Consider the following 25021-nt stretch of genomic DNA (forward strand, 5'->3'; position numbering starts at 1 on the left):
TTAGAGACGAACAATCTTAAATGTTTGAACGGTACCTTCAGAAGAAAGTTTTAGTAAGTATACACCGCTGGCTAGGTCACTATAATCTATTTCTTGCGAACCACTGTTGCCTAAATCTTTCGAAATGAGTTGTCCTTGTAGGTTAAATATTTCTACCTTATAGTTTTGAAGCGAAGTAGTAATGCTCAAGATATCTTCAACTGGGTTTGGATAAATACCGAATGCCGTTTGTGCAATATCTGATGTGTCCAATATGTCGTCATTCACAATATTGATTGTTAGGTCATCGAAATAGAACCCATCCCTGTTATCTGAAGGTCCTGACACCAATTGAAACCTCACCAATATACTTTCACCAATATATTCGCTTAAATCAATTTGTTCTAAAACCCAATCATCCTGCAATCCATCATAAATAGGCTCTCCTTGCGGTTGAACTCCACCAGGCACTCCGCTATCGGTAAATAAACCACATTGAGGAATCCAATTTGCTCCATTATCGGTTGACACCTCGAACTGAACATAATCTTCGTTCTGTTCTACTTCCCAACGGGCATAAAATGAAACACTAGCTCCTACGGCATCGCTTAAATCGATAGGATCGGATAGGGTGATGGAAGAGTCTTCGTTCGATGGATATTGTGTAAAAGGTGAGTCTGCTATAGAACTAGGTGCCGACACAAAGAATACATTGTTCGTACCCCAATCTGTAGTGTCAAAGTTATCCGTATCATCACCGGTATCTGTTAATACAGGTACTTCCAATCCAAATTTCTTTTCTATTAATAGGGTACTTTCAAAACTTCCATTGTCTACTACAATTTCGAATGCTATAAGATCCCCAGCGGCGGTACCAGGGTCAAGCGTGTATTGTAAAACGCCTTCTACAGATTCCATGGGCACCAGACCTGAAAATGTCTGCGGAACTCCGGTAGATTCAATATTGGATGAAATCGGGTTAATACTCACAACATAATCATGACTTTCGGTAAGTCCCAACCTTTTGAGTTCGAACTGTTGATCTGCGACGGGCTGATTTCCTGTGAAGGGACCACTTCTATCAAAAATGTTAACCCCATTGTTTGCCATTTTCGCTGCCGAGATATTAACGTACATCATATCCAGGCATGAAGGAATAATCTGGTTCATAGGTAACCAAAATTGACTCCCAATTTCTGGAGTCAATGCATATATCTTATTGTGGGTACCTACAGTACCATACATAAAATCGTTCGCGGTACCAGCTATACCATTGGTTTTTACAAAGAAATAATCGTTTCTGGACGTCATCTCCTCGAGAAAGTCCAAATACAATTCATGCTCGGGTGTAAATGCTGAACCGGTATAACCATATGGGAAAAAGATTCCATTTCCAGAGCTATGGCTATTAAGGCCTAGTACGAAATCATGTTGTTCGCAAAACCATTTCATGGCTAGATTCTCTACTTCGGAAAAAGGCGCTACTCCATGGTATATCTGACTATTGGGATCGCTAGAAGTTCCTTCGCCTCCCCAAATATTATTGGATGGGTCACCGTCTATATAATAGTCATAGTTACGATTGTTATCTACGCCATGGCCATCTTTTCGGTTTTTACGCCAAAATCCACCGCCATTTGGATCGGTGAGTTCGTTGTACAGATACCCGTCGGGATTCACCACAGGAACAAAGTATAGCTCCGTATTGTCTAGAATCTCTTTTACTTCTCGATTGGTTTCATAATTTTCCAGCAAATACCACATATAGAAAAGGGTCTGCGATAAAGAGGTAGGCTCCCTAGCATGGGTAATGGAATTGTACAGTATTTTCGGTTCCCCTTCTGCATCCGAATTGGGATTATCGCTAATCTTCACCCATTTAATTCCATTGCCTCCTATTGGTGGAGTAGTAGAGTTATCTGGTTGTCCATCGGTAAGAAAAGTACCAATATTTTCTGGTGCAGTCATTAGATTGGGATATAAAGCAAACATATCGTCCAATTCATCCAAAAATTCTTGATACGTATAGTACCCGCCCATGCTTCCAAAGTTCCAGTTGTCCGGGACCTCATAAAACACATCACAAACGGCTGCATCCCTATTAATGGTTACCTTTTTATTATTTTGAAGAAAGTATGCTTTGGAGTCTTCTATTAGAATATCTACCCGGAACCCAGCGTCCTTGGCTCTTTGAACCTCGGAAAGTGAGAAATCTGAAAGCACATATTTTTCTTGAAATTGGATTCCATGGTCTATGGGAATGCCCAAACGGAACAACTCTTGAAGATCTCCATGATTTTCAAAATGGATTTTGGCTCGTTGATGGATTTCTTGAACTTCTTGCGGGAAACAGTTGAAACCAGCAAAAATTGCCAGTAGAAGGATTAACTTTTTCATTTCTTTTTCAAATAAATGGGTTATGCTAAGTTACGGTATTTCTAAGGAAGGAACTATGGGATACTAATTTGGAAACTCTTCTTTTATAAATGCCAACATCCTTAAAGCCAGATTTGAATCCAAGTGTACTCATTGTATGAATAATGACAAAGGATAAGCTCGGATTGTCGGGGAAACTTTCGGGATCATGACCTAAGGCGATAGTCCTATTCGGTCATTTCGTGTTTTGCGGCCACTGAGATCATAATTCTATTCCATTAAAAAAGGGCTCCCAGTGGGAACCCTTTCTCAGCATAATTATTTAGGCACCTTTTAAAGGCGTACAATTTTAAATGTCTGAATGGTATCTTCAGATGAAAGTTTCAATAGATACACGCCACTTGCGAAGTTGCTATAATCGATCACCTTTGAACCGTTGTTATTCTTCTCACTACTTACCAATTGTCCTTGAAGGTTGAATATTTCAACGGTATAGTTTTGCAAGGGAGTGGTAATACTTAACACATCTTCTACCGGATTTGGGAAAATACTGAAAGCATTAGAGGTGTTGTCCTCAATAGCAAGGGTGTCTTCCGCAATACTGATTTGAAGATCATCGAAATAAAAGCCGTCATCCCTTACACCACCATCCGATCTAAACTCGAACCTTACCAAGATCGTCTCACCAAGATAATCGCTTAAATCAATTTCCTCTAACACCCAATCGTTTTGGGAACCATCATATAATGGTTCACCTTCCGGTTGGAATCCATTAGAACTTCCAGGATTGGTAAATTTTCCACATTGGGGTTCCCATGAGGCACCTCCATTAATAGATACTTCAAACTGAGCGTAATCCCAATTGTTTTCAATGCCCCATTTGGCATAAAACGTGACATTAGCGCCAATAGCATTGGTTAGGTCAATAGGATCACTTAATGCAATGGTTTCATTAGCGTCGTTCTGATAGTTTCCACTAGGTGACTCTGTAATAGAACTCGAAGGCGAAACAAAAGTAGCAGTGGTGGTACTCCATCCATTATTGTCGAAATTGTCCGTGGTACTATCTCCTGGATCTTGGAATATAGGAGTCAAAGCACCAAATTTCTTGTTCACAGTTATTACATTATCATAGGATCCGTTATTCACTACCAATTCATAAACAATGTCATCACCTATCTGCACACCAGCATCGAGGGTGTAGGTAATTGTTCCACTATCCGTATCCAAAGTTTCCATACCGACAAAGTTCACAGGGCTTCCTGAGGAACTAATATTGGTCGAAACAGGATTTAGACTCACTGTAAAATCACCACTTCCGGAAACACCAAGCATCCTGATAGAAAAACTGGCATCTACTGTGGTATTGTCTCCCACAAAAGTTGGCGAAGTATCCTGCACCGAACCAAAATCATTTACCATTTTCGCGGCAGTGATGTTAAGGTACATCATATTCTTAGCGATAGGTTCTATCTGATTGGCTGGCGGCCAAAATGAGGTTCCTATTTCCGGTGTGAAGGCTAGAATTTTATCGTGTGTACCCACACCTCCATACATAAAGTCGTCACTATCTCCGGAAAAAGGGGAATCCCTTAAGGCATTATACCCATTTCGGGAAACCAATTCACCAGAAACGGCTATAAATAAGTCTTCATCTGGAGTCGGAACATCTGCATAGGCATGAGGAAAATACAGTAATTGGCCAGAGGTGTGATTATTAAATGCCATTACAAAGTTGTGGTTTTCCACAAACCATTTTATCGCTTGGTTTTCGGCTTCCGAAAATGGAGCTGTACCATGATATACTCCCGAATTGGGATCTGACGAAGAACCTGGTCCGCTCCAAACACCCATGCTTGGGTCCCCGTTTATGTAAAAATTGTAATTTCTATTATTATCTGTTCCATTTCCATTTTTGCGGTTTTTCCTCCAAAAGCCACCTCCATTGGGGTCCGTTTTTTCGTTATAAAGGTAGCCATCAGGATTCACTACAGGGACGAAGTACAATTCGGTATTGTCCAATATATTCTGTACTTCTGGATCCGAATCGTAGTTTTCCAGCATGTACCACATATAGAATATAAGTTGTGTCAATGACGCAGGTTCGCGGGCATGGTGGATGGATGTGTAAAGAATTTGCGATTCCCCTTCAGTATTAGAATCCGGATTGTCACTAATTTTAACCCACTTAATACCGTTACCTCCGATAGGTGGAGTAGTAGAGGCATCGGGTTGTCCTTCGGTCACGAAATTGTGAATATCTTGTTTGGCGGTAATCAGGTTAGGATAGGCTGCTTTCATTTCGTCCAGTTCATTCAATACTTCCTGATAGGTATAGTACCCTCCCATAGATCCTTGATGAAAGTTCGCTGGGGTTTCGTAGTCATTACTCGATTGATCACAACTAGGATTAAGCTGTCTTGCTTGCATCCCCTTGGCATTTTCGGCTAGGAAATGCGCTTTGGCATCTTCAATAATGACATCAACCTGAAATCCATTAGCTCGAGCTCTATCCAATTCGGATACCGAGAATTCAGAAATAATAAAATGTCCTTTCTTTTTTATTCCATGATCCACAGGTATATCCAGAGCTTCCAATTGGCCCAAGGATTTTCCCTGATAAGAGATTTTTGCGCGCTGGTAGGTTTCTTGGGCTTCTTGGGAGAAGCCTAAACAGGTTGCAAATAGTAGGGTAGTAAGTAAAAGTTTTTTCATTATGGGGTCTATAATTATTTAGGTTTCATTTGGTCTCACAACGTAAATATAACTTACATATTATAATATATAAGATGATATGAGATTTTTATGACCCCAATCTAATAGAGACCTACTTGTTTTCCAACCATTTTCTAGCGTTGGTAAATGCTTCCAACCAAGGAGATACTTCATCTTTTCTTCCCTCTGGATAGTTGGCCCAGTTCCATTGAAACATAGAGCGCTCAAAGTGCGGCATTGTTGCCAAATGACGGCCAGTAACATCGCAGATCATGGCTGTATTGTAATCACTTCCATTTGGGTTTGCCGGGTATCCCTCATAGCCGTACTTCGCTACAATTTGGTAGGCGTTTTCTGGCATAGGAAGGCTAAACTTACCTTCGCCATGACTGATCCAAATTCCTAACGTACTTCCTACCATAGAGCCCAACATTACACTATTGTTTTCCTGAATGGTAACACTAGTAAAAGCACTCTCGTGTTTTTTGGAATCATTGTGGTGCATCTTGGCCAAGGAAGCATGATCTGGATTGATAAGGTCTAATTCTAGAAAAAGCTGACATCCGTTGCAAATACCTACTGAAAGGGTGTCTTCCCTTTTGAAGAAATTCTTCAGGGCAGTGTTTGCTTTTTCGTTGTACAGAAAGGCTCCAGCCCATCCCTTGGCAGATCCTAAAACATCACTATTCGAAAAACCACCTACGGCACCAATAAATTGTATATCCTCCAAGGTTTCACGGCCAGAGATAAGATCGGTCATGTGAACGTCTTTCACATCAAATCCGGCGAGGTACATAGCATGAGCCATTTCGCGTTCACTATTGCTTCCCTTTTCACGAATAATGGCAGCTTTAATTTTTCTATTAGATGAAGACCATTTGGCAGATTCAGGCAGTTTTCCATCAAAATGTGAAGGAAATTTATATTGCAAGGGCTGATTTTTATAATTCTGGTACCGTTGCTCAGGGAGATTGCCCGCAGTTTGCTTTTTGTCTAACAAATAGGAAGTTTTATACCAAGTGTCCCTTGTTTCGGAAACAGAAAATTGGAAAGTGTCTTCGTGATTAATTATGACAACGGAATCTCCTTCAACCACTGAACCAATTTTATGGAACTCAATATTTTTATCAGAAAGGATATGCTCCACCTCCTGGGTTGCCTGAAAAACAATTCCACAGTTTTCGGCAAACAACACTTTCACACTATCGGACTCCCCTAAAGAAGAGAGATCTATTTGAGCACCAATATTCACATCGGCATAGCACATTTCAAGAAGTGTCGTAATTAGGCCTCCAGAAGCAACATCGTGACCTGCTGCAATTTTTTCATTTACTATGAGTTGCTGGAGGGTGTTGAATACATTAACCACGTATGCTGCATTGTGAACGGAAGGGGCTTCATTTCCAATAGTATTATGTATTTGGGCAAAGGACGATCCACCTAACTTGTATGAATCCTGTGATATATTGATGTAATAAATATTCCCCCCATTCTTTTGAAGCACGGGCTCCACTACTTTTGTAATATCACTACAGTGACCGGCTCCCGAAATAATGACAGTTCCAGGGGCGATAACCTCTTCATTTTTATATTTCTGCTTCATGGAAAGCGAATCCTTGCCCGTGGGAACATTAATTCCCAAACCGATGGCAAAATCACTTATCGCTTCGACAGCCTTATAAAGTCTGGCGTCTTCCCCAGGGTTATTACAAGGCCACATCCAGTTGGCGGAGAGGGACACACTTTTAATTCCATCTTGCAATGGGGCCCAAACCATATTTGTTAAGGCTTCGGTAATGGAGTTGCGAGATCCTGCAACAGGGTCTATAAGTCCAGAAACTGGAGAATGACCAATCGCAGTGACGATTCCTTGATGGTTGTCATAGTCCAGAGCCATTACGCCACAATTATTTAAGGGTAATTGTAGGGGGCCGGTACATTGCTGCTTGGCTACTAGACCGCCTACACAGCGGTCTACTTTGTTGGTGAGCCAGTCTTTGCAAGCCACCGCCTCCAATTGCAATACTTGATCTAGATAGGTTTTAACGCTTTCTGTATTATAATTGGCATTATGGTAATTCCTTTCAATAGAACGATCGTTCATAATCGTTTTAGGGGAACTTCCGAACATGTCCTCCAAAGCAAAATCCATGGGTTTTGCTCCTGTGGTTTCACTTTCGAAACAAAACCTGTTGTCGCCGGTTACGTCACCTACTTGATACATGGGTGATCGTTCTCTATCGGCAACACGCTGCAAAAAGTCGATATCTTTTTGCCCGATGACCAATCCCATTCTTTCCTGTGACTCGTTTCCGATCAATTCCTTGGCGGAAAGGGTTGGATCCCCAACCGGTAAAGCATCTAAATTTATATGCCCGCCTGTTTCCTCTACCAATTCGCTAAGACAGTTGAGGTGACCTCCGGCTCCGTGGTCGTGAATGGAAACAATTGGATTTTCTTCACTTTCCACTAAAGCCCGGACTGTATTGGCAGCTCTTTTCTGCATTTCTGGATTGGAACGTTGCACGGCGTTCAGTTCAATTCCACTGGAAAATTCACCAGTGTCAGCACTTGAAACGGCAGCACCACCCATACCGATCCTATAGTTCTCACCACCTAGGATGACTACTTTATCACCAGTTTCGGGAGTATCTTTTAATGCTTGGTCTTCTTTTCCATAACCAACACCACCGGCCAACATAATCACTTTGTCGAAGCCTAGCTTTCTGGCATCTTCCTGATGCTCAAACGTAAGTACAGATCCCGCAATAAGGGGTTGCCCGAATTTGTTTCCAAAATCTGAAGCCCCATTACTAGCTTTAATCAAAATGTCGATTGGGGTTTGGTATAACCATTCCCTTTCCTCCATGGCTTTTTCCCAAGGTCTGTTTTCTTCCAATCTCGAATAGGAAGTCATGTAAACTGCAGTTCCTGCCAGTGGAAGAGACCCTTTTCCTCCTGCCAATCGATCCCGAATCTCACCACCGCTACCCGTAGCAGCACCATTAAAAGGTTCTACTGTAGTAGGGAAGTTATGGGTCTCGGCTTTTAGTGATAGCACGCTTTCGTAATCCTTCTTCTCGTAGAAATCGGGTTTGTCGGCACTTTTGGGTGCAAATTGGGTGGCCGTAGGACCTTTTACAAAGGCTACATTATCCTTGTAGGCCGAAACAATGGTATTGGGGTGTTCTTTTGAAGTTTTTTTGATGAGTTTGAACAAGGAAGAAGGCATTTCTTCGCCATCGATTACAAAAGTCCCGTTGAAAATCTTATGACGGCAGTGTTCACTGTTTACCTGGCTAAACCCAAACACTTCACTATCGGTTAATTTACGACCCAATTTTTCTGAAAGCTGCTCCAGATAAACTATTTCATCAGCACTTAGTGCTAACCCTTCCTGAGCATTGTACGCTGCGATATCATCTATATCAAGAATGGCTTCGGGTTCTATTTGTATGGTGTAAATATCCTGATTCAATTCACTGTACTTCTGGGACAGCATGGGATCGTAGTCCGTGGCATCTTTAGAGGCCCTGTAAAACTCCTCGATTCGGATAACGCCTTCTACACCCATGTTTTGGGTAATTTCAACAGCATTGGTACTCCATGGAGTGATCATGGCAGCCCTTGGACCAATAAAAAAATCCGCAATTGCGGATTGGTCTATTTTTGGTTGGTTGCCGAACAACCATGAAAGTTTTTGTTTGTTTTCGCTAGTGATTTCTCCAGAAGTTTGGACTGCGAACACTTTGTTCTGAGCGTCTCCAAAAAAGTGAATCATTGGTTGTGATTTTGAAAACGCAAAGGTACAGAAAATTGCCTAGATGTTGACTGGGGTAGCGGCACATTTTTGTTGACAAGTTCTTGTTGAAAACCCAAATGCCAATGCGACCTTGAAAAGGATATTTTAAGGTACGCACGGGTCCTTTTTGTCAAGGGTTCATCTGCTCAATTATTGGGGTGCTTAGAAAATCTTCGAAATCTGAACGATTTCATTTTGAAGTGCAAAAACAACAAGCCCGGCTACATTTTTACAATTCAGTTTAGACAGTAGATTATTTCGGTGACCATCTACGGTCCTTGGGCTTATGAACAACTTTTCAGCAATTTCGGGTCCGGTGTACTGCTCGCAAATAAGCTGCAGAATTTCAATTTCCCTAGGTGTCAAATCAAAAGAAAAGTGAGCTTTAGGCTTTTTTTTCGAGATGATATTTTCCCGGATAATCGCCATGACCTCATTGTTGTAATGAAACCCTTTCGAAAAAACGGCTTGAATGGTTTCGGCTACTTCCTGCGGTTGGGAATTTTTTGGGAGGTAGGCCACAGCAGATAGCTCTATCATGTTAATAATGAAGGCCCGGCTAAAATGAGTGGAGAGTACGATAATCTTGATGTTTGGATACTCCGTTCGTATAACCTTGGCTACTTCAATACCGTTCATCTCTGGCATTTTTAAATCGAGCAGCAGTATATCTGGCAATTGCCCTGTGGACTTCAGCTTTTGTAGCAAGTCCACACCGTTTTCGGCCTCTAACTCCACGCTAATGCCCTCATAGCCATTCAAAAGTAGCTTCATGCCTTTTCTAAAAAGGGCTTCATCATCTGCTATGGCAATTTTAATGGGATCCATCTTGTTTTATTTTATCGATACTAATTGATTTGTTATTCGCTTCAATTTTCATAGAAATACCCTGACCCGGTGAAGAGTGAAGGGCGAATTCTGCTTTTATCATATGGAGCCTGCTTTCAATATTCTTCATCCCAAGGCCTTTTCGGTGTTCAATATGTGCCATTTCAAAACCTTTCCCATTATCTTCATATTTCAAATCAATCAAGGAATCCGTAATTGTCAATTGAATGTTGATTTCAGTGGCTTTTCCGTGTCGAATAGAATTGTTTACAAGCTCCTGAAGCACCCTAAAAAGATTAAGTTCAACGATTTTGTCGTCAATTGTTTCGTTGTTTGCCGTTGGATCAAAATAGATATGAACGCCTTCCATTTTATTGAATCCGTATTGCAGTTCATGAATGGCTTCTGTTAAACCAAACTCTTCTAAGGTTGGTGGCAGTAATTCATGAGAGATAAGTCTTATAGAATCAATTGTGGTATTTATAACCGATTCTACCTCAGCCGTAAGTGCCTCTACTTCCTGTTTGTTCATATCCTGTTCCTTGAGGCGGCAAATATTCAGAAAGATAACATTGAGTTTAGACCCAATTGCGTCGTGGAGGTCACGGGCAATACGCTTTCTTTCGCCTTCTTGGGTGAGAATGGTACTGTGCAGTAAATCTTCCTGATGTTGATAGGCAAGTTCTTGAATATGCATCTGTTTCTTCATGATTTTTTTCTGCGAATGATTGGCATATAAAATAAATGCCATCGCAAATGCAAGCATGATAAGGATGCCGATCGCAATCAATGTAACGAACGATTTTTCCTGAAAAAAGCTATCCAAACTCCCCATAGAATAAGCAATTGAAAAATGACATTCAGAATGGCGTTAAACGCCCAAAAAACAATGTAGGTTTCCGTATTTTCGAAAGAAATCTTACTACACATAAAGATAAACAAACTTCCGGAATAGTATATCATGATGGCAGAATTGATAAGACGTAGGCTCTTGGCGATATGGTTGGAAGCTTTTTGATTTTCCACCAGATTATAGAAATACAGCACCGAATAGCTTATAATGAGAACCTGAACCAAGGTCTTTGCAATGGTATTGAAACCATAGATACTCTGAACGAAAATTGAGTTGAGTATAATAAGAACCGATATGCCTGCAACAAACAAGGGAAAAAATAGCTGAAATGGTTTGGGCTTGTTAAGAAGGCTTTTATAGAAGTACGAAAATAATAGAAACTCCCCCAAAGTATAGAGATGCAATAGGGGGAGATTATTGTGTCCTAGTTTCATAAAGGTAATCGCCAGTATTTCGATGAATAGATTCCAAAATAAAAAGTAGCTCAATCTTTTAAGGGGAACGTTCATCCTTCGATAGGCAATAATACATAACAGGCTATTTAGGGCAACTAGTACCGTTGCCAAATGTGCTGCATAACTGTTTATTGTATTGATTGTGGCCCCTATATCCATTCGTTCAATCTATTTAGAACTAAGTTACATTGAATTTATCAACTATTGAAAATTTGGACAGGAAGTAGGGCACGGGTGCGTGAAATCGAAAAAACTCCATTCCCAATCTTCATTCAAAGATTTGTTGCTCACCGATTTTAACGCAAAAATCACCTCGGTACTGTCAGAGGGCATCACAGAAAACATCCCGTATAATTCATTATTTTGTCCTTTGACGCTGTGCAATATTTGATATAATTCATCTATGTCAATCTTGACACCCCTTGTAAGTTTTTTATTAGTGTTGTTAGTAGACGCAATACCTCTTTTTTGGATGGTATCTGATAGTTTCGTGATATAGTTTTTGTATTTATGGATACTGCGCATAGCAAGTGATTCACAAATTTCATAGGATCCTTTGGGTCTCTGAATAGTATCGCATACTACGGTCAATCCGCGTGGCGGTGATTCGGGTTGTTCCTTAACGCATCCAGCAAAACAGCTCAATAGAATGATGCAAACGATTAGATAAATTGATTTAGATTTCATGACTGTTGATTTAAAAGTTTTTATTTCATTCTTGAAGGTACTCAATACATGCTTCCATTTCGTGAATTACAGTCCAAAACAGGTATAATTACCTAGTCATTCCAGTAGATTTACCCACTCCCTAGGACGTTTATCATATATGTAGTGCTGATATACGTGTTTTTGAAATCGGGTCCATAAGGGCTTATGCCGCGCTAGGCTATATGGGATATTTGTACCGCTTTCGAGCACATAGGTTTCGATTGAGTGGTTACAATGTAGTACTTGATAATCTAAAGAGGGTAGCCGAAAACCCGAATAGAGGGGATACCGATGCTAATTCTTACCTGGTATAACTAATAAAGTCCCTACCATGCTGTTTTGCATGAGATAGGGACTTTTTGTTCTTTAGCCACCATGACAGATGACACTACTATTCTATTACCAGTCGCTCTATTTGTTTCAGGCCTTGTGCTTCAAATTGAATAAAGTACATGCCATTGGCAAGCACACTCACATCAATGGAACTCATTGCATCCTTCATATGATGGAATGATAGTTCCTGGCCGGCCGCATTGTAAATGGTATAACTATCCAGCGCCCATTCAGAACTTATATGAACCACATGGGAAGTAGGATTAGGATAAATGCTAAGTTCCCAAGCATCGAAGTCCTCCGTGGCTGCCAATCCCCAGCGATCTTCTGCTAAAGGACCGCCCCAGATCAATGTAGCTAGGTACGGATTATCGATGAACGGGTTGCGATTGCCATAGACGCTCTCCAAATGAGGATTGCGTTGGTCTTCAAACTCATTTACGGGATCATCTGCATTCCATTGTAAATACAGAACTAACATATCCGTACTTCCCTGGCTGGAACCCACGCCTTGTAAAGAGGGAAGGCATCGGTCACCATACCTGGTGTACATATACATCATCATACGGGCTACATCTCCTTTCCATTCATCACCGGGATACCAATTACCACTTCCTACATCTCCTGCATTTCCAGAGCCGGAAGCAAATTTTTTATTGCCCTTTAATCCATTCATTGCCTGATCCGATGGTCTAATATTATGGGGATCGGCTGCTATACCTGTGGTTCCATTATCTGCATCACCCATAGGTGGATCTGCATTGGAACGAGCAAAAACATGCTCCCTATTATATTCACAGGATAGACCTCCAAAATCGTCTTTATCCCGTGTTCTGTCGGTTAAGCAATTGCCATCACTATCATTATAGCCGTAGACGAGCAACACATTATTGCTATTGGAAGGGTCCTCATCGGTAATTTTCACATCATCCCTAACGTCACCGTAGTTATATGTACTACTTGCCACTGTGATTTTTTGTTGCAATTCCAAGTATAGATCTTGTCCCGTTAACGAGAGATCCACATCATCATAATACGGTTGTTGTGCAAAAAGGAAAGTACATCCCAATAGGCAGAGGAGGAGGGGGTAAGATTTCATAATTAACTCTTTTTCGCTAGAAGTGCCATATAAAAACCGTCATATCCGGTTTCGCTCGGCCATAGCGTTTCTTCTTTCTCTAATATAAACTCTTTTCCGTTTTCACGGGTTAAGAAATTTTTAATTTGTTGATCATTTTCGGAGGGTAGTATGGAGCAGGTTGCATATACCAATTGCCCTCCTGGTTTAACCATTCGGGAGTAACTATCTATGATATCACTTTGCTTTTGCCGAATCTCCTCCAAAAATTCGGGCCTTAGCTTCCACTTGGTATCTGGATTACGACGAAGCACACCCAATCCTGAACAAGGAGCATCAATAAGAACCTTGTCCATTTTATTCAATAATTTCTTGTAACTCTTGGTAGATTCAATGACACGGGTTTCTATGTTGTGGATACCATTCCGCTTTGCCCGTTTCTTGAGCTCCGCCAGTTTATTCTCGTAAATATCCAAAGCAATCACCTGTCCTTTGTTCTCCATTAGGGAAGCAATATGCAATGCCTTTCCACCTGCCCCGGCACAGGCATCGGCAATACGCATTCCCGGTTGGGGATCGAGTAGGGCAGCCACTTTCTGGGAAGAGGCGTCCTGAACTTCGAACCATCCCTTTTTGAAAGCTTCCGTAGTAAATACATTGGCACGCTCAAACAATTGCAATGCATGTGGAATGCCTTTTATGGGGTGACTGGCAATATCAGATTCCTTAAGGGTACTTTGAACTTCTTTAAGGTCTGTTTTCAATGGGTTTACACGCAGGATTACCTTGGCCAATTCATTAAGTGCAGCAATTTCCTTATCCCATCTTTTTCCCAACTCATCTTGCCCAAGTTGATCCAACCAGTCTGGAATGGATTCCCTGAACCGTCGATTACTGGAAAGCTCATCGAAACGTCCCTTAATTTTACGTGTGGGAGTGCCTTCGAACTGAGGCCAATCGGGTAGGCGAATCCCTTTTAAGGTGGCCCAAACGGTAAAAAGGCGAAATAAGTTTGTCCGATCGAAAGGCTCCTTTACTTCTGCAATTTCAGCATAAAGACGTTTCCACCTAACAATGTCATAAGTGGTTTCAGCTATAAAAGCCCGATCCCTAGAACCCCATCGCTTGTCCCTTTTCAGGGTATTTTTCAATACCTTATCCGCCTGCTTTCCTTGATTGAAAATTAGGTGGAGGGAATCGATGGTGGCAAATACCAAATTACGGTGTAAACGCATACCTTAAAAATTGGGTGCAAAGGTACGATTCTCCAGACCGCTTTTGTTACATTTGTCAAAATTATTTTCATGCGATACCTCTTAAGCTTACTCCTAGTTGCCGTGTTAATCTCCTGTGCCAGTGACACTAAATCTTTTACCGAAGTCCAGATCGATCGTGTGTTCGAAGACAGTTTGAGCATTAGGGCAATTGCACCTTTGGATGAAAACCGAGTATGGTTTGCTGCCAATAAGGGTATTGTTGGACTTATAGACAGTGTCACTCCTAAGTTGGCTGTAATACGTTACGAAGATTCCTTATTGAGTTTTAGGGCTATTGCAAAGACTAAGGAAGCCGTATTTGTATTAAGTATTGCCAATCCAGGGGTATTGTACAAAATTGGATTTGATGGGGAAGAGGCTACCAATATTGAAGAGGTATATGTGGAGAAAGGGGAAAAGGTATTCTATGATGCTATGGCTTTTTGGAATGATAAGGAAGGGATCGCCATGGGAGATCCTACCGAAGATTGTATTTCCATAATTACCACCATCGATAGTGGTAATACTTGGGAAAAGATCCCGTGCGATCGTCTTCCAGAGGCCGAAAATGGGGAAGCAGCTTTTGCAGCCAGCAATAGTAATATCGCATTGGTTGGAAACCATGTTTGGATCGCTACCGGAGGTAAAAAAGCGCGCGTCTTGCACTCGTACAATAAAGGGAAGACTTGGGAAGTTTTCGATACACCTATGCTGCAGGGTGGGACCATGACAGGAATCTACAGCATTGATTTTTTTGACGAAAATACAGGTGTGGTTTTCGGTGGTAATTGGGAAGAAAAAGATTTTAATGAAGGAAACAAAGCCATTACGCAGGACGGCGGTAAAACTTGGAAATTGATGAGCAATGGACAAGGCCCAGGGTATCGTTCTAGGGTGACCTTTATACCTGGCACTAATGGTCAGGGACTTATTGCCGTTGGCTCACCCGGAATATCTTATAGTAATGACCAAGGGAATACCTGGGTAGAATTGTCGGATGAGGGTTTTTATGCATTGGAATTCGTAAACGATAGTGTGGCTTTTGCCAGTGGAAGGAAAAAGGTGTCCAAATTGTTGTTCCAATAAAAAAGCACCTCAAAGGGTGCTTTTTCTAGGGAAAAGAATTACTATCTGTTTCCTTTTCTGTTTTTTCGCTCTTTCATTTTTTCTAACAGCATTCTTTTAAATTGTTCTTCGGCTCGATGCAATCGTACGATTTTTGTAGGGGGCAATACATTTCTCAATTTCTCAATGAGTTCCTTGGTATACTGTAATTCCAAGGTTTTCTTACGCAATCCATTTTCAATGATCTTATTGGCTTGTTCATCGGTAAGGTTTTCTATTCCATTGGCCCGCAAATCCCGAAAGGCCTTTCTTTCCTCCTTGCGAATACTTTCCATTTTGTCTTCGTGAGCATTATAAATGGGCCAAAATTGTTGAGCCTCCTCTGGTGTTAGGTCCAAAGATGAGGTAATGTGAGCCGTCTTAAGGGCTTTTATTCTTTCACCACCTTGGGCCATGAGGCCAAAAGAGCAGAACAATGCAATAGCAAATAGTATTTTTTTCATTTTTTAAGTGTTATTCAATAAAAATTGTAGGATCGTCTATGTTATCCAATAAGTATTCTTCTAAACTTTCATCCGATAAGTACTCTGTTTCCAACTCCAGTGCATCCAAATCAGCATCGGTCAAAACCTGTGCCAAATCGTAACTGTCAATGGAACCTATACCTTCTTCAATATAGGCTTCTATTTCTGCCAATGAAGGCTCTTCCGGATTTGTGGTGCTACCTTCACCAATCCAAGGGTTGAAAAAAGCAAAAACGAAGGCGATGCACGCGGCTATGGAAGCAGCATACCAAAAACTCCGCTTGCGACCTATCGGAATGACCTTTGTCTCCTTAGGTGCGACTTTTACCTTTTGAAGGATTTCATCCTCCAGTGTATCGAAGTAGCCCTCCGGAACTCCAAACCCACTCTGTTCGGGGAGCTCTTTTATATCTAGGGCATCGAAAACACGGTCCTCCATCTTTTCGAAGTAGTCTTCCGGTACTTTAAAACCGTGTTTGTATGTATCCTTTTTGTCTTCCATTATACTCGTTAGACCGTATTTTTATATAAAGGTTTCATTTTAAATGTTAGCCATTGTTATCCTTAACATATGCGGTGATTTTTTTCACGGCAATATGGTAACTGCTTTTGAGTCCTCCCACCGAGGTTTCCAATATCTCCGACAGCTCTTCATACGTATGATCTTCAAAATACTTCATATTAAAAATAAGCTGTTGCTTTTGTGGTAATGTAGCTATAGCCTTTTGCAAGGTGAGCTGTGCTTCGTCCCCTTCAAAATACACATCGCTTTCCAATTTGGAAATCATTTCCATTTTTATTTCTTCTGAAGAGACCTGCGCCCTTTTCGCCCTTTTGTTTATAAAGGTAATGGATTCATTGGTGGCAATGCGGTACATCCAAGTATACAGCTTACTTTCCGCCTTAAAGTTATCGATACTGCGAAATATCTTGATGAAGGTATTTTGCAGGACATCGTCTGTATCGTCGTGATTCAGTACTATTTTACGGATGTGCCAATACAACCTTTCCTTGTATTGGGAAACCAATACACGAAATGCCTCTTCTTTTTCTGAAGGGGATTGCAGGGCCGATACCAAGGACTGCTCTTCTATCAACATTAGGTGGTTTTGATACTAAGACAGGTTTAAATATAAAAGGTTTAATTGGAACAGGAATTTTTTAAGAATTCTTGATTTGGCATTCAACACATCGATGAAAGGTTAAATTTTTCGATTAAAAGCAAAAAATGTTTGTTTGTAGGAAAATATTTACTAATTTTATCTCATACTTCTTATGTATAGGTTCTTAATTATAGCCCCAACTGTAATGAGAACAGCATTAAACGGGCCTAAGCGGGGGCTGGCCCGTTTTTTTTTATGCGCTATTTTTTCCCTGTTTCTTCAGTAAAATGTAGGAAAAATACTCTAATTCAATCTGAAATATCGATGAAATGCATTTTATTAAGTTGAAATACATTTTGAAATTTGTATTTAAGTAAAATTAGGCTATATTTGGAATCTACTTATGTAGCTATCAGGCTGTTACATGCCCCAATTGTAATAGCTTGGCAAAAAGGAGCGGAGCCCCAACCGCTTCTTTTTTGTTTATGCCAATGACTGCATTTCTACAAGGCTATGGTATACCCCTTTAAGCGCTAACAATTCCTGATGTTTTCCCTGTTCAACAATTTTACCCTTGGAGAGCACTACAATAGTGTCGGCATTCTGTATGGTAGATAAGCGGTGCGCAATAACCACGGAGGTTCTGTTTTGCATCATTTTTTCAAGTGCATCCTGAACCAATCGCTCACTTTCCGTATCCAAGGCAGAGGTGGCCTCGTCTAAAATCATAATGGGAGGGTTCTTTAATACAGCCCGAGCGATACTTAATCGCTGTTTCTGTCCGCCACTTAATTTATTACCACTGTCGCCTATATTAGTGTCTATTCCCTGAGGTAAATCCTCTACAAATTCCCAAGCATTGGCGACTTTAAGGGATGATATGATATCCTCATCGGTAGCATTTTCGTTGGCAACCAATAGATTGCCCCTTATGGTATCATTAAAAAGAATAGAGTCTTGGGTCACCAAGCCGAGCAGTCCCCTTAACGAGGCCTGCGTCATATGTTTAATATCTGTTCCGTCTATGGCAATGCTTCCCTCATTCACATCATAAAATCGGGTCAGGAGATTGGCAATGGTACTCTTTCCACTTCCACTTTGCCCGACCAAGGCAACAGTATGACCTTTGGGAACCTGCAAATTAAAATCCTTTAGGACCCATTCATCCTCATATTTAAAGGAGATATTTTGAATGTCGATGTTCTCTTCAAAACCACCTTTTACTTCAGCATTGGGTAGATCCTGTATGGTCGATTCGGTTTCCAATATTTCCAATACCCTTTCTGCAGCAGCATTTCCTTTCTTAACCCCATAACTTGCCTTGCTCATGGCCTTTGCAGGGGTAAGGATGTTATAGGCGAGCCCCATATAGGCAATAAAGTCACTTCCATCCAGCGTACCATCAACCAAGACCATTTTTCCACCATACCATAACAATATGGCAATGACTACGATCCCCAAAAACTCACTGGTAGGGGAGGCAAGGTTCTGTCGGTTGTAAAGTGAGTTGGAGTATTTGTAAAAGGAATAGGTGGATTTTTTAAACTTACGGCCAAAAATATTTTCTGCATTAAACCCTTTTATAATCTTTAAACCGCTAAGGGTTTCTTCCAGAATTGATAGAAAGGTTCCTTGTTCCTTCTGAACCCTATCTGATTTTCTTTTGAGTGATTTCCCGATTCTTGATATAATGAATCCTGAAATAGGGATGAAAATGAACACAAACACCGTTAGTTTCGCACTAATAAACAACATCATGGCGATGGTGAAAATAATGGTCAGGGGTTCCCGAACAATTAATTCCAATATGGATAAAAAAGAATGTTGAATTTCCAGTACATCGGTCCCTATACGCGCCATAACGTCCCCTTTACGCTTCTCCGAAAAGAAGGACACGGGAAGATCCGTAATTTTTTGGTAGAGTTCATTTCTCAAGTCCTTTAACACGCCATTCTTTAAAAAGGTAATAAAGAAATTGGCCAAATACCTGAATACGTTTTTCAATAAAAACAGGGTAATTACCAAAGAGATTACAATAATAAGCGCAATAGAAGGGTCATCCAATGCATATTGTTGTATTTGCCACGCCAGATAATCCTTAAAATAATCCTTTAGGGATGACAAGCCATTGTAAACAGGTTCATCTATGATAGGTTGTTTTTCTTTCGGGAAAAGAACATCCAACATGGGAATCAATGCCACGAACGAAAGAGCACTAAATAGTGCATAGAATATATTACAGATAATATTCAGTACCCCAAACTTCTTATAGGGAAGGGCGAACCGAATTATTTTTTTGAAATAGTTCACTAATTAAGGTTTAGATCTGCTAGGATAGATTCAATTTTCCCAGGAAGTTGCTCCGAATGGTCCCCTTGTACACTGATGTAAAACTTTATTTTGGGCTCGGTCCCGCTGGGGCGCGCTGCAATTTTGCTTCCACCTTCGGTATAATATATAAGTACATTGGATTTGGGAATGTCTATGTTTTCTTGGGTACCATGAGCCAAATCCCTACGGATGCTACGTTGATAATCCTCGAAACAGATTACTTTTTCCCCACCAATTTCAGAGGGCGGATTTTCACGAAGGTTTTTCAGTGTATTTGCAATTTCTTCAGCTCCTTTCTTACCTTTTTTCACTAGCGATACAAGATGTTCTTTATAGTATCCATAGGTGGAATATAATTCCTGAAGGTACTCATAAATAGTACTGCCGGTAGATTTACGCTGGGCAGCAAGTTCACAGGCCAATAGGGTAGAGGTAACAGCGTCCTTATCACGCACAAAATCACCAACCATAAAGCCAAAGCTCTCTTCACCACCACCAATAAAATGCTCTTCAGGGAAATCCTTTACCATTTTGGCGATCCACTTAAACCCGGTAAGTCCTTCCCGGTACTTTACATCAAAGTCTTCAACTATCTTTCGTAACATAGGGGTAGACACAATAGTGGAAGCCATAAAGGTGTTTCCATTCAATTTCCCACTTTTTTTCCATTGATTAAGCAGGAAATGTGATTTAACGACCATGGCTTGGTTTCCATTTAGGATGGTCATTTTTCCTTTGTCATTTCGAACCGCAATTCCCAATCGATCACTATCTGGATCAGTTCCGATAACAATATCGGCTTTTTGTTCCTCAGCAATTTCCATAGCCATTTTCAGGGCTTCAGGTTCTTCTGGGTTAGGAGAATCTACCGTTGGAAAATCACCATCAGGAGTAGCTTGGGCGGCTACCACGGTCACATTGTGATATCCGGCTTCCTTCAATACCCTTGGAATCATGGTTACAGAGGTTCCATGCAACGGCGTAAATACAATTTTTAAATCATCTTTAGCCACTTGAGGTGTATCGAAACTCCCATTTTCAATCGAAGCTGCAGCAAATACATCATCTACCTCCACATCGATAAACTGAATCAAATCATTATCAGCTTCAAATGCAATATCGGAATACTCCAAGTTATTTATTTCCTGAATAATCTCAGCATCCTGGGGTGGAACCAATTGGCCACCATCTTGCCAGTACACCTTGTACCCATTATACTCCGGGGGATTATGAGATGCCGTAAGCACGATTCCACAATGACAATTTAGGTATCGAACGGCAAATGAAAGTTCTGGTGTTGGACGAAGTTCGGAAAATAGGTATACCTGTATTCCATTGGCCGAAAAAACATCGGCTACTACTTTGGCCAACGTATCACTATTGTGTCGACAGTCATAAGCAATGACCACTTTTAAGTCTTCCCCTGGGAATTGTTTTTTTAAGTATTGCGAAATCCCTTGGGTGTTCTTTCCCAGGGTGTATTTATTTATTCTATTGTCTCCAACACCCATAATGCCTCGCATTCCTCCGGTACCAAATTCGAGGCTTTTATAAAAGCTGTCCTCAAGGGTTTCGGTATCGTAAGCAATGAGTTCTTTAATAGTATGCTGGGTATCTGAATCGAAAGTTGGAGTAAGCCATTTATTGGCTTTTTCCAGAAGTTCAGGATCAATATATCTCATAGGTGTTTTTAGGTCCTGTGGGTTGATGAGGCAAAATTACGGATAATTGGTATTATTCTTCTGCGTTTAGCACTTCTTTAATAATATAGTTACTTCCGCTTCTTTTAGTTCGAAGTATTAGTTCGCCCAAGAATCCAGCTACAAAGAATTGGCTACCCAAGATCATTGCTGTAAGCGAAATGTAAAATTGCGGGCGCTGCGTGATAAGTCTCCCTGTAGGGTTTATGAAAAGTTTATCGATACCTAGGTATAAGGCGAAGCAAAACCCCACAAATAGCATAATCGCTCCCCAAGCCCCAAAAAAGTGCATAGGCCTTTTGCCAAAGCGGGATAGAAAGGAAATAGTAATGAGATCTAAAAAGCCACGAACAAAACGTTCCATACCAAATTTGGTCTTTCCGTATTTACGAGCTTGATGCTGAACGATCTTCTCACCAATATGATCGAAACCGGCACTTTTGGCCAATACAGGGATATATCGGTGCATTTCCCCAGTTACCTCTATAGTCTTTACCACCTCATTCTTATAGGCTTTTAGCCCACAGTTGAAATCGTGAAGTTTTACCTTAGAGGTTTTTCGGGCAGCAAAATTGAATAGTTTGGACGGTAAGTTTTTACCCAATACTGGATCGTACCGTTTCTTTTTCCAACCAGAGACCAATTCATAACCGTCTTCGGTTATCATTTTGTATAATTCTGGAATTTCTTCCGGATTATCCTGTAAGTCGGCATCCATGGTAATAACCACGTTGCCTTTTGCTCTTGCAAACCCTGCGTGTAAAGCCTGCGATTTTCCAAAGTTCTTAAGAAAACGGATACCCCTAACATTGGTGTCTTTTTTGGAAAGTTGTTGAATTACCTCCCACGACGCATCCGTGCTTCCATCGTCTATAAATAGAATTTCATATAAAAAACCATTGGACTGCATTACTTCTGCAATCCAATGGTGTAATTCTTGTAAGGATTCTTCTTCGTTAAGAAGGGGAATAACGATGGATAGGTCCATAGATTATGCAATCTCGTTCGGATTCTTCTTTTTCATGATTAATGCAATGAGCAAGCCGAAAACAGAATAGAATAACAATTGGAAAACAAAACCTTGCAATTGATTTCCGATGGCATAATTATTTTTGCCTTCTAATTCGGCAATGGCTTTATCAATTTCCGATTCTGGAGCACCAAAGCTCTGCATCATGTTTCGAGTAATCTCAACAATTTGTTCGTTGAGGTATTCTGCAGCTCCGGGATCTACAAAGTTAAAAATGATGATACTTACCAACACACTTATAAAAAGTCCAATGGCAACCGTTATAAAGTATGAGGTGAAGGCATCCTTGAACGAAATAAACCCACCCAACATGGATTTAGATTTGGCTACAGAAACGGTTCCGACAGCCAATGCTATAAAAAACATGACGATGCCCAACCACCATTTTGTTAGTGTTTCAAGGCTTAGAGCATACAAAAGTGCCACAATCACGGCGAAAATACCCCCCAGAATAAGGCCATAATTGGTTGCACTCTTTTTAAAAGATACAGTTGAATTGTCCATAGTTTGATTATTTTTGGTTTGCTAGGTTAGTAAGCAAAAGTAAGAAATTGTTACGAGGCTTCACTTTTCCTTCAAAAAATTAAAGAAAGTATTGTTCGTTTGTAAATATTGCTTAAATTTGCACACTCAAAATTCGAGGAGTTAAAACTTAAAAGACGATGAGAAAAGGTATACACCCAGAAAATTACAGATTGGTAGCATTTAAGGATATGTCTAATGATGATGTATTTATTACTAAATCTACAGCCAACACAAAAGAAACTTTAGAGGTAGATGGTGTTGAGTATCCTTTGGTTAAATTGGAAATCTCAAGAACTTCTCACCCTTTCTATACTGGAAAGTCGAAGTTGATCGATACTGCAGGACGTATCGACAAGTTCAAGAACAAATATTCAAAATTCAAAAAATAAGCTACGAAAAAGAGACTTATTTTTCGCAATATCTAAAGGCCTTCGATTTTTCGAGGGCTTTTTTTATGTAGCTTTGACACATAATTTACGTACATGAATTATATTCTTTTCGATGGTAGCGTTCGCAACCAATTGCTGCCTTTTACGTTTACCCGTCCTGTGGCCGACATCCGTGTTGGTATATTAACCATACGTGAAAAATGGGAGCATGTACTGGGATATGCAACTACCACAGTGACCGAAGACTATTTGACTGAGAAGTTTCCTATGGTCGAAATGGAGGAGAATATACTTATTAATGCTTCTTTTCTTCCGTCTAAAAACTTAGCAAAAATTGTGGAAGGCCTTACCGAAAACCAAGCGGTATTTTATGAAGACGAACCCATCGCTTTTTTTGCTTCTGAAGGACAAGAAGTACTTTTTGATACCTATGATATTGTTCAATATACCTATGATGATGTTATTAGAATAGAGCATACTTGGGATATTTTCAGTAAAAACCATGCAGCAATCGAAAGGGATTATGAATGGTTGACCAAAGACAGGGTGTCCCAACCCATTCCAGACAGTGTGCATACGGTGAACCCTGAAAGGATTTTTGTTGAAGAAGGGGCACAATTGCATTATTGCTCATTAAACGCATCACAAGGACCTATTTATATTGGTAAGGATGCTGAGATCATGGAGGGAAGCCTCATTAGGGGCCCATTTGCACTGTGTGAAGGAGCAACGGTCAAGATGGGTGCTAAGATGTATACGGGAACGACCATTGGCCCTTTTTCCAAGGCTGGGGGCGAAATTAACAATTCGGTATTGTTTGGCTATTCCAATAAAGGGCACGACGGATTTATGGGCAACAGTGTTTTGGGCGAATGGTGTAATTGGGGCGCCGACACGAATAATAGTAATTTAAAGAATAATTATACCGAGGTTCGTGTCTGGGACTATGAAACGGAAGGTTTTGCTAAGACTGGCTTACAGTTTTGCGGCCTTATTATGGGGGATCACAGTAAATGTGGTATTAACACCATGTTTAACACCGGAACCCTCATTGGAGTTAGCGCTAATATCTACGGAGGTGGTTTTCCTCGCAATTTTATACCCAGTTTTAGCTGGGGAGGCGCTGCTGGAATGACTACCTACAAAACCAATAAAGCTTTTGAAACGGCAAAATTGGTTATGGAGCGTAGGGGAGTTGAATTCACAGAGATAGACGCTAAAATTCTAGAGCATGTGTTTGAGGAGTCTTCGCAATGGAGACGTTATTAGATATAGAAAAGCACGTAGCCAAAGAAAGCGATTACCAAGATCATTAGAATACCAAAAACCAACAACTTCTTTCTTTTTTCCTTTTGTTGTTGCTGTATGAATTTAGAACGAAAGGCCTCTAATTCCTCTTCCGACATTTTCTTGTGATCAACAAATTCTCCATAGGTTTTACCCATTCCCGAGGCATCCTTCTCGAACATACTTTGCCTACTGCGCTTATTGTTTTTAAGCGAATTGATCATGTCTAATATATGCCCTGCACCAAAACCCATAATACGTTTGTATCAATATTAAATTACCAAAAAGAGGAGGTGAATAAATAATCAAAGCCCGCATTTTTCCAAAAAGTAAGAAATGCCCAAAGAATAAGAAAGGTAAGGACCGAAATAACGATCCACATCCAAACGTTTCTCTTGCGCTGTACCTTCAATTTGGCAAACTGTTCCTTCTGAAATTCAGCATACGCCAGCAGGTCCATTTGTGTGTGATCCTCGAACTCACCGTACCCTCCATTGGTGGTCGATAGATCCAACTCATGAAGTCGCTTTCGCTCACTTCTCTGCTGGCGATTAAATTTTAACACAGTGTTCATTTGCTGAATTCCCATAGTAGAAGGGTTTTATATATGAGTCGCTAAATGTTAAAGAAATGTTACAGAAACTATAACTTCACACTGTTTTCGGGGCATCAAGGATGTCGTGC

21 protein-coding genes are annotated in these 25021 nt (G+C 40.6%); 3 read left to right on the top strand and 18 right to left on the bottom strand.

The genetic code is table 11. The features are described from left to right. The 9 genes from AC6JAD_RS12425 to AC6JAD_RS12465 all read right to left on the bottom strand — a co-directional run bounded on the left by AC6JAD_RS12425 (window position 1) and on the right by AC6JAD_RS12465 (window position 14362). Window positions 1-2376, bottom strand: a complete 2376-nt coding sequence (locus AC6JAD_RS12425; protein ID WP_461303524.1) for a M14 family metallopeptidase — start codon at window positions 2374-2376, stop codon at window positions 1-3. Between the two features lie 312 nt (window positions 2377-2688). After that, a complete protein-coding gene (locus AC6JAD_RS12430) occupies window positions 2689-5070 on the bottom strand; it encodes a M14 family metallopeptidase (protein WP_497865535.1) in 2382 nt (793 codons plus the stop codon). Window positions 5071-5182: 112 nt separating this feature from the next. Beyond that, entirely contained in the window at window positions 5183-8851 is a 3669-nt protein-coding gene (gene purL, locus AC6JAD_RS12435) for a phosphoribosylformylglycinamidine synthase (RefSeq protein WP_461303526.1), read from the bottom strand. Window positions 8852-9034: 183 nt separating this feature from the next. Next, the gene (locus AC6JAD_RS12440; protein WP_461303527.1) at window positions 9035-9700 is read right to left on the bottom strand and encodes a response regulator transcription factor; all 666 of its coding nucleotides are present in this window, start codon (window positions 9698-9700) and stop codon (window positions 9035-9037) included. Further along, a complete protein-coding gene (locus AC6JAD_RS12445) occupies window positions 9687-10409 on the bottom strand; it encodes a sensor histidine kinase (protein WP_461303528.1) in 723 nt (240 codons plus the stop codon). Before AC6JAD_RS12445 ends, AC6JAD_RS12440 begins: the two co-directional genes overlap by 14 nt. Before the next feature lie 77 nt (window positions 10410-10486). Continuing rightward, on the bottom strand, window positions 10487-11167 hold the full coding sequence (locus tag AC6JAD_RS12450; RefSeq protein ID WP_461303529.1) for a hypothetical protein: 681 nt from the start codon (window positions 11165-11167) through the stop codon (window positions 10487-10489). A 42-nt stretch (window positions 11168-11209) separates the two neighbouring features. Further along, on the bottom strand, window positions 11210-11695 hold the full coding sequence (locus AC6JAD_RS12455; protein WP_461303530.1) for a hypothetical protein: 486 nt from the start codon (window positions 11693-11695) through the stop codon (window positions 11210-11212). Window positions 11696-12107: 412 nt separating this feature from the next. Then, window positions 12108-13148, bottom strand: coding sequence for an endonuclease (locus AC6JAD_RS12460; protein WP_461303531.1), 1041 nt, complete (start codon window positions 13146-13148; stop codon window positions 12108-12110). A 2-nt stretch (window positions 13149-13150) separates the two neighbouring features. Beyond that, complete coding sequence (locus tag AC6JAD_RS12465) at window positions 13151-14362, bottom strand: RsmB/NOP family class I SAM-dependent RNA methyltransferase (protein WP_461303532.1); 1212 nt, start codon at window positions 14360-14362, stop codon at window positions 13151-13153. Window positions 14363-14431: 69 nt separating this feature from the next. Between AC6JAD_RS12465 and AC6JAD_RS12470 the strand changes: the two genes are divergently transcribed. Next, window positions 14432-15469, top strand: a complete 1038-nt coding sequence (locus AC6JAD_RS12470) for a WD40/YVTN/BNR-like repeat-containing protein (protein ID WP_461303533.1) — start codon at window positions 14432-14434, stop codon at window positions 15467-15469. A gap of 41 nt (window positions 15470-15510) precedes the next feature. Here the strand turns inward: AC6JAD_RS12470 and AC6JAD_RS12475 are convergent, their stop codons facing one another. The 7 genes from AC6JAD_RS12475 to AC6JAD_RS12505 all read right to left on the bottom strand — a co-directional run bounded on the left by AC6JAD_RS12475 (window position 15511) and on the right by AC6JAD_RS12505 (window position 22640). After that, window positions 15511-15951: a Spy/CpxP family protein refolding chaperone gene (locus tag AC6JAD_RS12475; protein WP_461303534.1), complete on the bottom strand. Its 441-nt coding sequence runs from the start codon at window positions 15949-15951 to the stop codon at window positions 15511-15513. A 10-nt stretch (window positions 15952-15961) separates the two neighbouring features. Beyond that, the gene (locus tag AC6JAD_RS12480; RefSeq protein WP_461303535.1) at window positions 15962-16474 is read right to left on the bottom strand and encodes a hypothetical protein; all 513 of its coding nucleotides are present in this window, start codon (window positions 16472-16474) and stop codon (window positions 15962-15964) included. Window positions 16475-16520: 46 nt separating this feature from the next. Then, the gene (locus AC6JAD_RS12485) at window positions 16521-17072 is read right to left on the bottom strand and encodes an RNA polymerase sigma factor (RefSeq protein ID WP_461303536.1); all 552 of its coding nucleotides are present in this window, start codon (window positions 17070-17072) and stop codon (window positions 16521-16523) included. A 486-nt stretch (window positions 17073-17558) separates the two neighbouring features. Then, window positions 17559-19385 carry an ABC transporter ATP-binding protein gene (locus tag AC6JAD_RS12490; protein ID WP_461303537.1) on the bottom strand — a complete coding sequence of 609 codons (1827 nt, stop codon included), beginning with the start codon at window positions 19383-19385 and terminating at the stop codon, window positions 17559-17561. Continuing rightward, complete coding sequence (locus AC6JAD_RS12495) at window positions 19385-21088, bottom strand: phospho-sugar mutase (RefSeq protein ID WP_461303538.1); 1704 nt, start codon at window positions 21086-21088, stop codon at window positions 19385-19387. Before AC6JAD_RS12495 ends, AC6JAD_RS12490 begins: the two co-directional genes overlap by 1 nt. Before the next feature lie 52 nt (window positions 21089-21140). Then, on the bottom strand, window positions 21141-22094 hold the full coding sequence (locus tag AC6JAD_RS12500) for a glycosyltransferase family 2 protein (RefSeq protein WP_461303539.1): 954 nt from the start codon (window positions 22092-22094) through the stop codon (window positions 21141-21143). 3 nt (window positions 22095-22097) lie between these two features. After that, the gene (locus AC6JAD_RS12505) at window positions 22098-22640 is read right to left on the bottom strand and encodes a DUF4199 domain-containing protein (RefSeq protein ID WP_461303540.1); all 543 of its coding nucleotides are present in this window, start codon (window positions 22638-22640) and stop codon (window positions 22098-22100) included. Between the two features lie 158 nt (window positions 22641-22798). On the opposite strand from AC6JAD_RS12505, the gene AC6JAD_RS12510 reads away from it, so the two are divergent. Continuing rightward, window positions 22799-23050 (top strand): type B 50S ribosomal protein L31, encoded by a 252-nt coding sequence (locus AC6JAD_RS12510; protein ID WP_461303541.1) that lies wholly within the window; start codon window positions 22799-22801, stop codon window positions 23048-23050. 93 nt (window positions 23051-23143) lie between these two features. Beyond that, a complete protein-coding gene (locus tag AC6JAD_RS12515; RefSeq protein ID WP_461303542.1) occupies window positions 23144-24319 on the top strand; it encodes a GlmU family protein in 1176 nt (391 codons plus the stop codon). Here AC6JAD_RS12515 and AC6JAD_RS12520 read toward each other — a convergent pair. Both AC6JAD_RS12520 and AC6JAD_RS12525 read right to left on the bottom strand, forming a co-directional pair. Further along, window positions 24316-24591: a hypothetical protein gene (locus AC6JAD_RS12520; protein WP_461303543.1), complete on the bottom strand. Its 276-nt coding sequence runs from the start codon at window positions 24589-24591 to the stop codon at window positions 24316-24318. The two genes, AC6JAD_RS12515 and AC6JAD_RS12520, sit on opposite strands and share 4 nt — an antisense overlap. A gap of 23 nt (window positions 24592-24614) precedes the next feature. Continuing rightward, window positions 24615-24926 carry a hypothetical protein gene (locus AC6JAD_RS12525; RefSeq protein ID WP_461303544.1) on the bottom strand — a complete coding sequence of 104 codons (312 nt, stop codon included), beginning with the start codon at window positions 24924-24926 and terminating at the stop codon, window positions 24615-24617. Window positions 24927-25021: the final 95 nt, after the last annotated feature.

The organism is Aureisphaera sp., assembly GCF_059726885.1.

What these genes read in the sequence shown, in the direction of transcription:
- AC6JAD_RS12425 (WP_461303524.1), bottom strand. Translation starts at nt 2,376, where the DNA reads ATGAAAAAGTTAATCCTTCTACTGGCAATTTTTGCTGGTTTCAACTGT.
- AC6JAD_RS12430 (WP_497865535.1), bottom strand. Translation starts at nt 5,070, where the DNA reads ATGAAAAAACTTTTACTTACTACCCTACTATTTGCAACCTGTTTAGGC.
- purL (WP_461303526.1), bottom strand. Translation starts at nt 8,851, where the DNA reads ATGATTCACTTTTTTGGAGACGCTCAGAACAAAGTGTTCGCAGTCCAA.
- AC6JAD_RS12440 (WP_461303527.1), bottom strand. Translation starts at nt 9,700, where the DNA reads ATGGATCCCATTAAAATTGCCATAGCAGATGATGAAGCCCTTTTTAGA.
- AC6JAD_RS12445 (WP_461303528.1), bottom strand. Translation starts at nt 10,409, where the DNA reads ATGAAGAAACAGATGCATATTCAAGAACTTGCCTATCAACATCAGGAA.
- AC6JAD_RS12450 (WP_461303529.1), bottom strand. Translation starts at nt 11,167, where the DNA reads ATGGATATAGGGGCCACAATCAATACAATAAACAGTTATGCAGCACAT.
- AC6JAD_RS12455 (WP_461303530.1), bottom strand. Translation starts at nt 11,695, where the DNA reads ATGAAATCTAAATCAATTTATCTAATCGTTTGCATCATTCTATTGAGC.
- AC6JAD_RS12460 (WP_461303531.1), bottom strand. Translation starts at nt 13,148, where the DNA reads ATGAAATCTTACCCCCTCCTCCTCTGCCTATTGGGATGTACTTTCCTT.
- AC6JAD_RS12465 (WP_461303532.1), bottom strand. Translation starts at nt 14,362, where the DNA reads ATGCGTTTACACCGTAATTTGGTATTTGCCACCATCGATTCCCTCCAC.
- AC6JAD_RS12470 (WP_461303533.1), top strand. Translation starts at nt 14,432, where the DNA reads ATGCGATACCTCTTAAGCTTACTCCTAGTTGCCGTGTTAATCTCCTGT.
- AC6JAD_RS12475 (WP_461303534.1), bottom strand. Translation starts at nt 15,951, where the DNA reads ATGAAAAAAATACTATTTGCTATTGCATTGTTCTGCTCTTTTGGCCTC.
- AC6JAD_RS12480 (WP_461303535.1), bottom strand. Translation starts at nt 16,474, where the DNA reads ATGGAAGACAAAAAGGATACATACAAACACGGTTTTAAAGTACCGGAA.
- AC6JAD_RS12485 (WP_461303536.1), bottom strand. Translation starts at nt 17,072, where the DNA reads ATGTTGATAGAAGAGCAGTCCTTGGTATCGGCCCTGCAATCCCCTTCA.
- AC6JAD_RS12495 (WP_461303538.1), bottom strand. Translation starts at nt 21,088, where the DNA reads ATGAGATATATTGATCCTGAACTTCTGGAAAAAGCCAATAAATGGCTT.
- AC6JAD_RS12500 (WP_461303539.1), bottom strand. Translation starts at nt 22,094, where the DNA reads ATGGACCTATCCATCGTTATTCCCCTTCTTAACGAAGAAGAATCCTTA.
- AC6JAD_RS12505 (WP_461303540.1), bottom strand. Translation starts at nt 22,640, where the DNA reads ATGGACAATTCAACTGTATCTTTTAAAAAGAGTGCAACCAATTATGGC.
- AC6JAD_RS12510 (WP_461303541.1), top strand. Translation starts at nt 22,799, where the DNA reads ATGAGAAAAGGTATACACCCAGAAAATTACAGATTGGTAGCATTTAAG.
- AC6JAD_RS12515 (WP_461303542.1), top strand. Translation starts at nt 23,144, where the DNA reads ATGAATTATATTCTTTTCGATGGTAGCGTTCGCAACCAATTGCTGCCT.
- AC6JAD_RS12520 (WP_461303543.1), bottom strand. Translation starts at nt 24,591, where the DNA reads ATGGGTTTTGGTGCAGGGCATATATTAGACATGATCAATTCGCTTAAA.
- AC6JAD_RS12525 (WP_461303544.1), bottom strand. Translation starts at nt 24,926, where the DNA reads ATGGGAATTCAGCAAATGAACACTGTGTTAAAATTTAATCGCCAGCAG.